Source organism: Brevibacterium sp. S22 (genome assembly GCF_004745485.1).
GTDB lineage: Bacteria > Actinomycetota > Actinomycetes > Actinomycetales > Brevibacteriaceae > Brevibacterium.
In genome coordinates this window covers 123,469-137,475 of the sequence record NZ_RHFG01000004.1, presented here as the reverse complement: position 1 = coordinate 137,475, position 14,007 = coordinate 123,469, and the positions used below count along the sequence as shown (strand labels likewise).

Below are 14,007 nucleotides of genomic sequence, written 5' to 3'. Positions count from 1 at the left end.
GTCAGACTCCCTTGTTCTCTGTGGAGGTGTTCTCTGCGGCGACGGCGTCGGCGATGTCCTTGTCCATCTCGTCGAGCCTCGCCTGCGGCCATTTGACCAGCGTGAGGACGACGGCGGCCACGGCGAGCAGAGCGATCATGCCCCAGCCGTAGGTGCCGGTGATGAGCGGCGGATAGTCTTCATAGCCTTCGGTGAGGTAGGTGACGATCTGCGTGATGAGCATGTAGGCCAGGACCACTCCGGTGATGGAGATGAGGGCCATCCAGATCTTGCCGAGCTTGAAGCTCGAGACCGCATTGAGGTGGCGGCTGAACACCGGCATCTTACGCAGGATCCACGCGACGACGACGATCGCGAGGACCGCGGAGCCGACGATGCCGATGTTGTTCGCGAAGGCATCGAGGGTGTCGAGGGCGTAGAGGCCGGTGATCGTGGGCATGAACAGGATCGACACAACCGCCATCGCGCCGCCGATGAAGATCGTCGAGGTGCGGTTGCTCACGCTGAACTTGTCGCGCAGCGCCTGGATCGGCACCTGCACGATCGAGACCAGCGAGGTCAGACCCGCGAACACGAGGCAGGCGAAGAAGACGAAGCCGAAGATCGCTCCGCCGGGCATCTGCGAGATCAGCGTCGGGAAGCCGACGAAGGCCAACCCGATGCCGTCGGTCGCCACATCGCCGACCGCGACGCCCTGCGCAGTGGCCATGAAGCCCAGCGCCGCGAAGATGCCGATGCCGGCGAGGATCTCGAACGCGGAGTTCGAGAATCCGACGACGAGTCCGGCACCGGTGAGGTTCGTCTTCTTCTTCAGGTACGAGGCGTACGTGATCATGATGCCGAAGGCGATCGACAGGGAGAAGAAGATCTGTCCGTAGGCCGCGATCCACACCTTCGGGTTCGTCAACTCTCCGAAATCGGGGGTGAACAGTGCGTTGAGTCCGTCCGCTGCGCCCGGCAGGAACAGCGACCGGATGACGAGGGCGAGGAAGAGGATGATGAGCAGCGGGATGAAGATCTTCGAGAAGCCGGCGATGCCGTTCTGCACACCGAGCAGAAGGATCCCGAGGACGACGATCCAGACGATGATGATCGGGATGAGGACCCCGGGCACGAACTCGAACGAGATCCCCGGATCGCCCATCTGGAGGTACTCACCGAAGAAGAAGCCCTCGGAATCGTCGCCCCACGCCTCGGTGAGGGAGAAGAACATGTACGACCCGGCCCAGCCGATGATCGCGGCATAGTAGATGCCGATGATGACGGCCACGCCGGTGGCGAACCAGCCGATCGGTTCGGCCGCTTTGTGCGTCATCCGGTATGCCAACGGCGCCGAACCGCGCGAACGGTGTCCCATCGCATAGTAGAAGAAGAGCAGCGGGATGCCCGCCGTCAGCAGTGCGACGAGATAGGGGATGATGAAGGCGCCGCCGCCGTTGTCGTAGGTCACGTACGGGAAGCGCCAGATGTTGCCGAGGCCGATCGCCGAACCGATGGCCGCGAAGATGAACGCGCCACGGGAGACGAAGACCTCCCTCTGGGGTGCTTTCTTTGGAGACATGATGTCCTTTCCTGTTCGACCCGTTCTGGTCGGGGCCGAATTTCCGCCCTCCCGATCTCGTCCGTGAGACGGTCAGGCACACGCGAAGCCCGCGGGCGGGAACAGCCTTCGCCGTTCGCGCCGTGGACTTCATGACTTGCGTCCACTTTACTGTGAATATTCTGAGTGTTGTGCTGTGCATCACGTGAGGTGCATAACAGTCTTGTATCGAATCGCTCGAAACGGGGAAATCGGCCAGGCCCGGTAGACTTGTGGGCGTGACTATCTCGCTCTATAACACCGCCAGCCGCACGACCGAAGAACTGCGCCCCGTCCACGACGGCCAGGTCGGTATCTACGTCTGTGGCGCCACGGTGCAGGGCGAGCCCCATATCGGCCACCTGCGTTCGGCCTCGGTGTTCGACACTCTGCGGCGTTGGCTGCTCTACAGCGGCTTGCGGGTGACCATGGTCCGCAACGTCACGGACATCGACGACAAGATCCTGTCGAAGTCGATCGAGGAGGGACGGGAATGGTTCGCTCACGCGTATAAGTACGAACGCGCCTTCACCGCCGCCTATGACGCGCTCGACGTGCTGCCTCCCAGCAGTGAACCCCGCGCGACCGGGCACATCACAGAGATGATCGAACTCATCTCCCGCCTCATCGAGGCCGGCCATGCCTACCCCGCACTCGACGGCAGCGCCGATGTCTACTTCGACGCCGCCTCGTGGAGCGACTACGGGGCACTGACGAACCAGAAGCTCGAGGACATGGAGCTGTCCGAAGGCGCCGAACTGCGCGGGAAGAAGGACGCCAGGGACTTCGCGCTGTGGAAGGCGCACAAGGACTCGGAGCCGATCACCGCGTCCTGGCCCTCGCCGTGGGGGCGGGGCCGACCGGGCTGGCACATCGAATGCTCGGCCATGTCGACGAAGTACCTGGGGTCGAACTTCGACATCCACGGCGGCGGACTCGACCTGCGCTTCCCGCATCACGAGAACGAGCTGGCCCAGTCCCGTGCCGCCGGGGATCGCTTCGCGAACATCTGGATGCACTCGGGTCTGCTCAATGTGGGCGGGGACAAGATGTCGAAGTCTCTGGGCAACTCGGTCTTCGCCTCCGACCTGTTCGCTGCGTTCAGCCCGTTGGCTGTGCGCTACTTCCTCACCGGTGCCGGCTACCGGTCGATCCTCGACTTCTCGAGCGAGGCCATGGAACGGTCGGCGGCCTCGCTCGAGCGACTGCAGAACTTCCTCGCCCGTGCTCGCCAGGCGCTCGGAGCGGACGCTCCGGCACTGCCGGACGTCAGCGACTCCTATGCCGGACGCAGCGTCGACGTTCCTGCCGAATTCGCCGCCGCCCTCGACGACGACCTCGGTGTGCCCCGTGCCCTGTCCGTGGTCTTCGCCTCCGTGAGCGAGGGGGCGAAGCTCCTCGATTCCGGCAGCCACCGGGCGGGACTGGCACGGATCGTCGCCGAGGTGGAGCTCATGCTCGACATCCTCGGCGTCAATCCCAGCTCGGCGGTGTGGGCCGGATCGGCGGCCGACGCCAAGGCGGAGTCCGCGCTCGACTCGCTTGTGGCCACCATTGCCGAGCGGCGGGCTCGAGCGAAGGCGGAGAAGGACTTCGCCACCGCGGATGCCCTGCGCGACGAACTGGCCGCGGCCGGCGTCATCATCGAGGACACGGCCGACGGGTACCGGTACCACCTCGGCGAGGGCTGAGGTCGAAGAATTTCGGTCACGGGCATGAGCCCGCGGCCCCAATGCATCTGATAGGAATCATATGGCTTCCAATCCCCGCTCCGGCGGTTCGAAGAAGGGCCCGACCAAGGGGTCGGGCGGCAAGAACAAGCGCGGTCTGCGCGGCAAGGGGCCGACGCCCAAGGCCGAGGACCGTGTTTACCACAAGGCGCACAAGGCCGCGCAGCAGCGGAAGAACTCGAACGCCTCGGCGCAGGCGAAGAGGAAGAAGAAGGCGCTCGGGCCGAATATGGTCGCCGGACGCAATTCGGTCCTCGAGGCTCTGCGCGAAGGCGTTCCGGCTACCGCGATGTACGTCTCCGGGCGCATCGACTCCGATGATCGGGTCCGCGAGGCCATCACTCTGGCGACTCAGCGCGGCATCTCGATGCTCGAGGCGAGCAAGCCCGACCTCGACCGGCTCACCGACGATGCGATCCACCAGGGCATCGCCCTGCAGGTCCCGCCGTACGACTACGCCGATCCGTCCGATCTGCTCGAATTCGCCGCCGAACGGGCCGAGACCCCGCTGCTCGTGGCCCTCGACGGAGTCACCGATCCGCGCAACCTCGGTGCCATCGTCCGGTCGACTGCGGCCTTCGGCGGTCACGGTGTGATCATTCCCGAACGTCGCGCCGCCTCGATGACGGCCGCTGCGTGGAAGACCTCGGCCGGTGCCGCTTCGCGGATCCGCGTGGCACAGGTGGTCAACCTGGCACGGTCGATCGATGAGCTGAAGAAGCAGGGCGTCTTCGTCGTCGGCCTCGACATGGACGGCGACGTCGACCTGCCCGAACTGACGTTCACCCGCGATCCGCTGTGCATCGTCGTCGGATCCGAAGGCAAAGGTCTGTCGCGGCTCATCTCGGAGAAGTGCGACCAGATCGTGTCGATCCCGATCGCCGCGACCACCGAGTCACTCAACGCCGGCATCGCGGCAGCGGTCTCGCTCTACGAGGTGGCTAGAGCCCGCCGCCCCTAAAACTCCCCTCAGAACTACCTGACGGCGGCTCAGCAACCTCGCGCGAGGTTGCTGAGCCGCCGTCAGGTAGTAATCAGGCGTCTACGGTGGTGCGGTAGTCCTGCTCGCTGAGTCGGCCGACGACCGAGTGGCGGCGGCTGTAGGTGAAGTAGACCAGAGCGCCGACGGCCATCCACACGCAGAAGACGATCCAGGTCCGTCCGCCGAGGTTGACCATGAGGAACGCACACGCTAAAGCTCCCAGCGCCGGCACGACCGGCCCGAACGGGACCTTGAACGAGCGGTCGAGGTCGGGGCGCCTGAACCGCAGGTAGATGACGGCGATATTGACCAGGCAGAACGCGAAGAGGGTGCCGATGCTCGTGGCGTCGGCGAGTTCGCCGAGCGGGATGAACGCCGCGGTGATCGCGACGAGGCCGCCGATGATGAGGGTTCCGACCAAGGGAGTGCCCGTCCGCCCGGAGACGACACCGAAGATCTTCGGCACCATTCCGTCGCGGGCCATCGTCAGCAGGATCCGCGACTGGCCGTAGAGCACGGTGATGACGACCGAGAAGATCGCCAGCACTGCAGCCACGGCGAAGAGCAGCACCGCGATGTTCGACCCGGTGATCTCCTCGACGATCTGGACCAGCGGGGCGTGCGCGCCTTCGAACCACTGCCAATGTCTCGCCCCGATCGCGGTCACGGCGACGAGGACGTACATCGAGGTGACGATGAGCATCGAGAAGATGATCGCCCGCGGCAGGTCCCGCCGCGGATTCTTCGCCTCCTCACCCGCTGTCGACGCGGCATCGAAGCCGATATAGGAGAAGAACACGCTCGAAGCGGCCGCGGTGACTCCAGCGGCGCCCATGGGCAGCATCGGAGCGAAGTTGCCGGCCTTGAACGCGGTGAACGCGACGATGGCGAAGAACACGAGAATGCCGATCTTGACGAACACGAGGAGCGTATTCACGACACCGGATTCGCGGGCTCCGCGCATGAGCAGCACGGTCGCCAAGGCCACGACGACGAGGGCCGAGACGTTGATGACCCCGCCCGGGTTCTCGGCCAGCCCCGGCCCCGTGGTCAGGGACTCGGGCAGCTCGAGGCCGAAGACGCGCAGGGTCTCGTTGACATAGTCGGCGGCGCCGACGGCGACCGCGGCCACCGAGACCGCGTATTCGAGGACGAGGCACCAGCCGCAGACCCAGGCGGCACCTTCGCCGAGGGTGGCGTACGAATACGAATAGCTCGATCCGGACACCGGCACCATTCCGGCCATCTCGGCGTAGCTGACCGCCGACAGCAGCGCCGTGATGCCGGCGAGGACGAAGGCGATCCAGACCGCGGGACCGGCCACGGGAACGGCCTCGCCGAGGATGACGAGGATGCCCGTGCCCAAGGTGGCGCCGACGCTGATCATCGTCAGCTGGAAGACGCCGAAGGTCCGCCGCAGTCCGCCGGAGCCCTCTGCGTCGATCCGTGAGTCCGCGACCATGGCACCGATTGATTTGCGCCGTCCCAGTTGGCGCAGCACCCTCGCCGAGGCGGCTGCCGGGTGTGCGGAGGGCATGTCAGAGTCGGTCATATGAATAGTCTTGCATGAATATGCATATCTTCTCGGTCGGGTTCCCCGTGATCACGGGGAACGGTCGCCTCGCGCGTCGCCGATCTCACACGTCGGGAGCCACTGGCCTCACCCGTCGAGGCACTGCCCTCATACCGCGATGCCAGGACTCACAGTCCTCACACCTCGGGGGTGAAGCGACCGTCGTGGGCCATCCAGCCGCCGTCGACGAGCTGCGAATGCCCGGTGACATAGCTCGACGCGTCCGAGGCGAGGAACACGACGGGTCCGGCGATCTCGTGCAGACGCCCCCACCGCCCCAGGGCGGTCTTGTCCGCATAGGCGTTCCACCAGGTCTCATCGGCCTTGATCTGCTGGGTCAGGGGAGTGTCGAAGGGTCCTGGCAGGATCGCGTTGACCCGCACACCCTGTCCGCCGAGCTCGCTGGCCATCGTCTTCGTCAGCTGCACGACTCCGGCCTTGGCCGCCGCGTAGAGACCCTGCCCGGGTTCGACGGTCAGGGCCCGGAACGAAGCGTAGGTGACGATCGACCCGCGGCCGCGGTCGCCCATCTCGGCCCCGAAGCCGCGCATCAGCCGGTACGTGCCCTTGAGGTTGAGGTCGATGACCCGGTCGAATTCGTCATCGGTGGTGTCGGTGAGCCGTTTGCGCACGTTCGCACCCGGAGTGATGACGAGGATCTGCGCATCGGCCCCCGCGGAGACGAGCTCATCGACCGACGCCGTGTCCGTGATATCGACGGCCGCAGCCGTGGCTGACCCGGTGCGACGGTCGGCGATGAGAGCAGCGGTCTCCTCGGCGCCGGCGAGATTGAGATCGGCGACGACGACATGCGCCCCCGTGTCGGCGAGTCCGATCGCACTGGCCTGCCCCAGCCCGGAGCCCGCTCCGACGATGACGGCGGTGCGGCCGCCGAGGTCGAACAGGGACGGGATCGACGGATTGTTCTCGTTCGTGGGCATCGGCTCGTTCGTCGACATCGGGAATCCTTCCAAACGGGGTTCGATTCAGGAGCGACTCCGGTGTCGTCTCCGTGGACTTCAAAGGTATGCCCGCCGAGGCGGCCCCGCCGGCTCCGTTTCACCTTGTGGAACATCGACAGAGTTCAGGGCTGCCGCCGGGCCGCCCGCCACGATGTGAGCGAGGGGGAGCTGTGCGGTCGGGGCCGCCTCGGCGGGGGTGTCAGAACTTCTTGCTGTCGACGTAGCGGATCTCGTCGGGGAGGTTCGCCAAGTAGTCGACGATGAAGTAGGCGATGGCCTCCATCGTGGGGATGTCGCGTTGGCGCGCGCGAGCCATTGTGCGGCGGTGTTCGGCGAACTCGTAGAAGATCTGCCCGGGTTCGAGTTTGCGGGTGAGGTTCTCCGGGATCGCCTGGATGAGGGGTTTGTACACCTCGTCGAGCCAGCGGCGGGCGGCTTGGGATTCGTCGAGTTCGTCGAATTCGGCGATCTCGGGAGCCGACCGGAACGAGTCGAGGTCGTTGAGCATCGCTCGGGCCTGATTCTCGTTCGCGCCGATCCCGGTCAGCCGCAGCAGACGCCTCGAATGATGGTTGGGTTCGACGACCTTCGGGGACACGAGGAGGCTGATGCCGTCGAGATCGGTGGTCACGGTCAGCTCGCCGAGGTCGAAGCCCAGATCGTTGAGGCGGCGGATGCGTTCGTCGATGCGCCACCGTTCGTTGACGCTGAATTCCTCGACCCGGGTCAGCTCCGCCCACAGGGCGCTGTACGACTCGCAGAGTCGCTCACCGGCGGCCAGCGGATCGGTTTCGGAGGCGACGAGCCCCGCGGCCTGCAGATCGAGGAAGTCCCCGGCGATGTTCATCCGCGCGATCCGCAGGTCCATGTTCCGCTGCCCGTCGGAGAGCTGATCGTGCAGCTCACCGGTCTCGGCATCGACGACGTAGGCGGCGTAGGCATCGGCATCGCGGCGGAAGAGCGTGTTCGACAGGGACACGTCTCCCCAGTAGAAGCCGACGAGGTGGAGGCGGACGAGGAGAACGGCCAGAGCGTCGACGAGGCGGCCGCCGGTGTCCTCGGCCAGGTCTCGGGAGAACAGCGCGCGGTAGGGCAGGGAGAACTCGAGATAGGCGGTGATGAGGGCGCCCTTGAGCGCCTCGCCCGATTCGGTCCGGCGGCCTCCGACGAACGCGCGAGGTTCGACGAGGGGGACGTCGAGGTTGCCGAGCGCACCGAGGATGTCGAACTCGCGCAGGGCCTGCCCGTCGTCGGTCTCCTTGATCGCGAGCACTTCGTCCCCGATCTCGACATATCTGACGACGTGACGGGAGATTCCCCGAGGCAGACCGCCGAGCAGCGTCTCCGGCCACTCGGCCAAGGGCAGGTGCCAGGGGAGTTCGGCCAGGGCGCCGCGATCGGCGCTGCGGATCGTGTGGATATCCGGTGTGCCGGCAGCGCCGACCGCGGTTGTCGATGGCTGCGGTGCGGCCTGCAGCGACGGGTCCGGCGAGGGCAGGGGTCCCGGCACGGCTTAGGAGTCCGTGTCGGAGACCGAGGCCACGAGCGCCTCGGCGAGCTCGGGTGTCTCCACGCCGATGAGCCGTCCGTGATCGAGGAAGGCGATCCGGTCGCCGAGGACCTTCGCATCCTCGAAGTCTGAGGTGGCGTAGATCGTCGTCAGCCCGAACTCCTGCTGCAGGCCCTTGATCAGGGACAGGGTCTCCGTCTGCTGCTCGGGGACGAGGTTGACCACGGGCTCGTCCATGATGAGCACCTTGGGCCGGCGCACCACGGCGCGGGCCAGGGCCACGGTCTGGCGCTGCAGCTGGGTGAGGTCGCCGGGGACCGAGTCGAGGATGTCGCTCAGACCGATCTTGTCCATCACGGTTTCGACGCGGTCCTTGATCTCGTCTGCGGGCAGACCGTCGACGCGCAGCGCAAAGCCGAGGTTGTCGCGCACGCTCATATGCGGGTAGAGCGCGTAGCTCTCCAGGGCCAGGGTCACATCGCGGTCGTTGACGGCGGCGTGGGTGATATCGGCGCCGTCGATGAGGATGGTCCCGGTCTTCGGGGTCTCCAAGCCGTGGAGCATCCGCAGGATCGTCGACTTGCCCGAAGCAGAGGGGCCGTAGAGGACGAGGAACTCGCCGTCGTCGACGAAGAGATTGAACGGGTGAACGGATTCGGACGTCGTGTTCTCGTAGACATGACTGAGGCCATTCAACGACACCGTTGACATAAGTCCTCCTAAAACTTCTGAATAACTCCGTGAGCAGCTGGTCGTCGGTGACCTGGCAGGGATGCTCAGACACTCTCATACTAAGGGGTGGAGAGTCAGGACGCGCTGTGAATTCGACAAAGCGTAGAGTGATTCTCAGCACGATGGGTGTGCGCCGACGCATACCGCGCTGCGAAAGTAGACTGACACGTATGAAGGTCACGTTGGACGAGGTCGCCGCCCGGGCCGGAGTCTCTCTGGCCACGGTCTCCCGGGTGCTCGGGCGCCGCGGTGCCGTCGCCGAATCGACGCGGACGAAGGTGCTGGAGGCGATGAGCGAGCTCGGCTATACGCGGTCGACCCTGCTTCATGACGCGCCGAGGCGGCTCGTGTCCGTCAGCGCCCCCGGCAACCCCGAACACTGGCAGGTCCAGGTCTGCACCCGTGTGGCCAAGGCTCTGCAGGCCCATGACCTCCTCGTCACCCGCCCACTGGTCGAGACCGACCCCGAACCGCTGCAGACGGCGATCGACGCCGGCGCCGTGGCCCTGGTGACCACGACGATGACGAGCCTGAACACCGAGATCCCCTGCATCCGCGTCGCCGAACAGTCCGCCGGCGCCGAGGAAGCCGGCGGGTCTGGGACGGGTGCAGCCGATGTCATCGCCGCGCGTCTCGACCTGGGCGGCGGGATGACCACGGCCTTCGAGCATCTGCGGGCGATCGGACACCGACGGATCGGTCTGATCTGCAATGACAGCGGTGAGCTGGCCGTCCAGCTCATTCGCCGCTTCCTCGCCGAACATCCCGCCAGGAACCTCGGCCTTGACCTCGAGGGCTGGATCTCACGGGTGCCGAAGTCGTTCTCCGGAGGCTCCCGGGCGGTGCTCGAGCTCAAGGACGCGACGTGCACTGCGGTGATCGTCCAGTCCGCTCTGCAGCTGCACGGTGCCCTCTACGGTCTGCGGAATCGGCATCTGCAGGTGCCGCGGGACATGTCGGTCGTCGGTTTCGGAGATTCCCCGACGATGAAGTTCACGGGTCCACCGGCCACGGTGCTCGGCCTCGACGTCGAGGGGCTGTCGAATGCCCTCATCGAGGCGACTCTGCAGACTCTGCGGATATCGAGGAAGGGTCTGCCGTCAGTGCCGCCGGTCTTCCGCCCCCGGCTCATCGCCCGCACATCGACGACGGCGGCTCGCCGGTGACCGGGCAGAATGCCGGTCGGGCGAGCACAGGGGGTCCCGGCGTCGGCGGCACGGGAAATCCTGTCGGCCACCCACCCGAGCACAGGCACGTACGTCTCGCCGAGATCGCCGGCACCGCCGGGGTCTCGAAGGCCACCGCCTCACGAGCCCTGCGCGACCCGGACTCGGTGTCGGCTGCCTCGTCGGCGAAGGTCCGGCAGGCTCTGGCGATCCTCGGGGCCACCGGACAGGCCCCGGTCCCGGGGCCCCGGGACGGAGCAGGTTCCGGGGCCGGATCCGGTGGCCCGCTCATCGCGCTCATCAAGCCGGCAGTGTCGGCGGGCAATGTCGACCCGTATTCGCGGCTCGCGGAGATCCTGACGAACCGGATGTTCGCACTGGGCATCGCCGTCGTCCACGTCGAAGCCATCACCGAAAGCAACGAGGTTCTGCTCGAGACGATCCTCGGCAGCGAGCATGGTGGTCCGACGATCTCCGGCGCCATCGTCCTCGGCGGCGGTGCGGCCGGTGCGCTCGCGGGAATGCTCGCCGCACGCGGGCTTCCGCTCATCCGCATCTCGAATGCCCGCCACGATGACGGGATATCGCGCATCTATCTCGACGCGACCGGCGGAATCGAGACCGCTGTGGCCCACCTCGTCCACCTCGGCCACAGGCGCATCGGACTCGCCGTGCTGCGCGATTCTGCCGCACCTGCCCGCATCGCCGGCTTCCGCAGATCGATGGCCGGAATCCTCCACATCCCCGCCACCCGTGATCAGGCCCCCGTCGTCGAGGCCGCCGGCGGTGCCATGGCCGGAGTCGCCGCCGCCGAGGAGCTGCTCGACCTGCGCTGCACCGCCGTCATCGCCTGCGCCCCGTCCCTGTCCTTCGGCATGCTCGAGGCGGCCCAGCGGCTCAGGCTCGACGTGCCCCGGGACCTGTCCCTGCTCACGGTCGGTGACGTCCCCGACGCCGATGTCGTCCAACCGCCCCTGTCGCAGGTCGTCTACGACTGGGCGACCGTGGCGCAGTCGGCGATCGACGAGATCCGCGCGATGATCGCCGCCGCTGACGCGCGCGTTCACGTCGATTACACAGTCGATCCGGACCTCGTCCTCCGCGCCAGTGCCGTGCCCCCGCAGCGCCGCTGACCCCGGGTTTCGCCCTGGATCAACCTGGCCCTGCCTCAGCCGTGATCGGTGCCGACGTGTTCCCTGCGTTCTCTCACGAGGCGGCCGAGCAGTTCGGCCACGGCCGCGGGATCGGCGATCCGCCACGAAGCACGGGTCTGCGCGGACCCGACCTTGACGGTCAGCCCCGCCTCGAGGACACGTGCTTCGGTGAGTTCGTCGAGGGCCGCGAAGGAATCCTCATCGGTGACATCGTCGCCGAGGCAGCCCAGAGCGGTCGGTCGGCTGGCGCGGGCGAGCAGCCGGATCCCATCACCTTTCGTCGCCTGTTTGACGGCGAGCTCGGTGATGTCATGGCCCTCGATGACACGGATGTCGGGAAACTCTGCGACCACGTCAGTGGCGTGCTCGTGCAGGGCCGCAGCGGCCTCGGGGGCGAGGCCGCGGGTGTGGACCGTCCGCGAATAGGGTTTGCGCTCGATGAGGAAATCCGAGGTGCCGCCTGTGCTGGCGGCTCTGACTGTGCTGTCTGAGCCGCCTGCGCGGGCCGGCTCGCTCGCGCCGGTCGCCCGGGCCGCAGCGTTCGCGCGGAGCGTTCGCTCGGCGTTCGGAAGACTGTGTTCGAAAGCGTCGAGATGAGCATCGATGGCGGCGAGCATCTCGGCCTCGGCCCGGGTGAGTTCGGGGGACCGCATCACGCTGGAGCCGTCTCCATGAGCAGCACTGTCCCCGAGTTCTGCCTCCGCCCCGTGCGAACCGATCAGCCAGACCGAGTCCGGAGGCTCGGACAGGCGTCGCAGAGTCGCGATATCGCGACCGGAGACCAACGCCACCCGCGTGCGCGGCAGACTCGCGAGCGCCTCGACGGCAGCGGCCGATTGGGGGACCATCCGCGAGGTCGACGGATCGTCCTGCAGCGGTGCGAGCACCCCATCGAAATCCAGGGCCAGCAACAGCGAATCGGCGGTGGCGAGATCACGCAGAGCCACCTCGGCGGGGGTCGAGACGGCGGGTGCGGATACGGTCGGTTCGATCGTCACTGAGATCCTCCTATCGGGAGGTGGATATCTCGGAGACCCACTCGGCGTCCTCGGGACGATCGGACCGATCCGATGGGGCTGCGGGGGCGTCCGGCGGGGGAGCGGTTCGGCTCTTCTGCACGACCGGGCGGTCGGGGACGACGGCCTCGGGATTGTGCTTGAGGTGGTTGAGCTCGGCGAGGAAGTTCTTCGACCACAGGCTCACGGTGTCCGTGGCGACCTTCCGCCGCATCTGCCGCATTCGGCGGGTCCGTGTCCTATCACCCATCTCGACGGCTTCGATGATGCCGGCCTTGAGGTTGCCGATATCGTGCGGATTGACCATCACCGCCCCCGTGAGCTGCTCGGCGGCACCTGTGAACTCGGAGAGCACGAGCGCCCCGTCATCGTTCTGCCGGCATGCCACATACTCCTTGGCCACGAGGTTCATCCCGTCGCGCAGGGCCGTGACCAACATGACGTCGGCGGCGAGGAAGAACGCGGTCATCTCATCGCGCGGATAGGAATGGTGGAGGTAGCGGACGGGGATCGACCCGACATCGGCCTGCTCGCCGTTGATCCGCCCGACCGCGAGCTCGACGTCGTGCCGAATGATCTTGTACTGCTCGAGACGCTCCCGCGATGGGGTGGCGATCTGGATGAGCACGACGTCCTCGACGTTGAGGCGGCCCTCGGCGATGAGCTCGCCGTAGGCCTTGAGCCGGTGACGGATGCCCTTCGTGTAGTCCATCCGATCGACACCGAGCATGACGACCTTCGGATTGCCGACGTCCTCGCGGATCTGCCGGGCGCGTTCGACGATGTCGGGATCCTTCGCGAGCTCCTCCAGATAGGGAGTGTCGATGGAGATCGGGAATGCCTCGGCGCGGACGACATGCGCGGCCACGGCCTCACCTGCCGGCACGAGGACCGTCGACCCCTTCGTCGAGAAACTCAGTCGACCGCGCACCGCTCGCCGGAAGTTCGCGGCGTCCGCGGGGCGTTGGAAACCGATGAGATCGGCGCCGAGGAGGCCCCGCAGGATCTCATCGCGCCACGGCAGCTGGGCGAAGAGCTCATAGGGCGGGAAGGGGATGTGGTTGAAGAAGCCGATCGCCACGTCGGGGCGCATCCGGCGGACCATGAGCGGAACCAGCTGGAGCTGATAATCATGGATCCACACGGTCGCGGACTCGGCGGCCACCTCGGCGACCTTGTGCGCGAAGCGCTCATTGACCCGGACATAGGCATCCCACCAGGTGCGGTGGTACTCGGGTGGGACGATGACATCGTGATAGAGCGGCCACAGCGTCGCGTTGGAGAACCCTTCGTAGTACCTGAGGACATCCTCACTCGTCAGGGTCACCGGCGTGAGGTGCATTCCGTCGATCGTGAAGGGTTCGAAGTCCTCATCGGGCACCCCCGTCCAACCGATCCACGCGCCCTCCTGGGCCTTCATCACCGGAGCCACCGCAGTGACCAAACCCCCAGGTGAGGTACGCCATCCATGGTTCTCGTCGTCGGGATCGCGGTCGACGGGAAGTCGGTTGGCCACGACGACGAAATCGCTGTCGCCGAAGGGGATTTCGGTGCTTGGCTCGGCAGAGTTGACGGTGCTCATCTGCGCCTCCTCCTGAGTCGG

Annotated in this window: 11 protein-coding genes; 4 read left to right on the top strand and 7 right to left on the bottom strand. The window is 66.5% G+C overall.

From position 1 onward, the window contains the following. Position 1: 1 nt before the first annotated feature. Positions 2–1,561: a sodium-dependent transporter gene (locus EB835_RS06070; protein ID WP_135808575.1), complete on the bottom strand. Its 1,560-nt coding sequence runs from the start codon at positions 1,559–1,561 to the stop codon at positions 2–4. Between the two features lie 257 nt (positions 1,562–1,818). On the opposite strand from EB835_RS06070, the gene cysS reads away from it, so the two are divergent. Together cysS and rlmB are read left to right on the top strand one after the other, a co-directional pair. Beyond that, entirely contained in the window at positions 1,819–3,270 is a 1,452-nt protein-coding gene (cysS, locus tag EB835_RS06065) for a cysteine--tRNA ligase (protein WP_135808574.1), read from the top strand. Between the two features lie 61 nt (positions 3,271–3,331). Further along, positions 3,332–4,270 carry a 23S rRNA (guanosine(2251)-2'-O)-methyltransferase RlmB gene (gene rlmB / locus EB835_RS06060; protein WP_135808573.1) on the top strand — a complete coding sequence of 313 codons (939 nt, stop codon included), beginning with the start codon at positions 3,332–3,334 and terminating at the stop codon, positions 4,268–4,270. A gap of 73 nt (positions 4,271–4,343) precedes the next feature. On the opposite strand, the gene EB835_RS06055 is transcribed toward rlmB, so the two are convergent. From EB835_RS06055 to EB835_RS06040, 4 genes are all read right to left on the bottom strand, one after another. Then, positions 4,344–5,843, bottom strand: a complete 1,500-nt coding sequence (locus EB835_RS06055; RefSeq protein ID WP_205749875.1) for an amino acid permease — start codon at positions 5,841–5,843, stop codon at positions 4,344–4,346. 158 nt (positions 5,844–6,001) lie between these two features. Next, positions 6,002–6,823: an SDR family NAD(P)-dependent oxidoreductase gene (locus EB835_RS06050; RefSeq protein WP_240688573.1), complete on the bottom strand. Its 822-nt coding sequence runs from the start codon at positions 6,821–6,823 to the stop codon at positions 6,002–6,004. Positions 6,824–7,025: 202 nt separating this feature from the next. Next, positions 7,026–8,336 (bottom strand): DUF4032 domain-containing protein, encoded by a 1,311-nt coding sequence (locus EB835_RS06045; protein WP_240688572.1) that lies wholly within the window; start codon positions 8,334–8,336, stop codon positions 7,026–7,028. 3 nt (positions 8,337–8,339) lie between these two features. Continuing rightward, positions 8,340–9,047: an ABC transporter ATP-binding protein gene (locus tag EB835_RS06040; RefSeq protein WP_240688571.1), complete on the bottom strand. Its 708-nt coding sequence runs from the start codon at positions 9,045–9,047 to the stop codon at positions 8,340–8,342. Positions 9,048–9,238: 191 nt separating this feature from the next. Here EB835_RS06040 and EB835_RS06035 point away from each other — a divergent pair, with 191 nt between their 5' ends. Then, complete coding sequence (locus EB835_RS06035) at positions 9,239–10,234, top strand: LacI family DNA-binding transcriptional regulator (protein ID WP_135808572.1); 996 nt, start codon at positions 9,239–9,241, stop codon at positions 10,232–10,234. After that, complete coding sequence (locus tag EB835_RS06030; RefSeq protein WP_135808571.1) at positions 10,231–11,367, top strand: substrate-binding domain-containing protein; 1,137 nt, start codon at positions 10,231–10,233, stop codon at positions 11,365–11,367. Before EB835_RS06035 ends, EB835_RS06030 begins: the two co-directional genes overlap by 4 nt. 35 nt (positions 11,368–11,402) lie before the next feature. Here the strand turns inward: EB835_RS06030 and EB835_RS06025 are convergent, their stop codons facing one another. After that, positions 11,403–12,386: a trehalose-phosphatase gene (locus EB835_RS06025; protein WP_135808570.1), complete on the bottom strand. Its 984-nt coding sequence runs from the start codon at positions 12,384–12,386 to the stop codon at positions 11,403–11,405. Positions 12,387–12,396: 10 nt separating this feature from the next. Beyond that, positions 12,397–13,986, bottom strand: a complete 1,590-nt coding sequence (locus EB835_RS06020; protein WP_135808569.1) for an alpha,alpha-trehalose-phosphate synthase (UDP-forming) — start codon at positions 13,984–13,986, stop codon at positions 12,397–12,399. Positions 13,987–14,007: the final 21 nt, after the last annotated feature.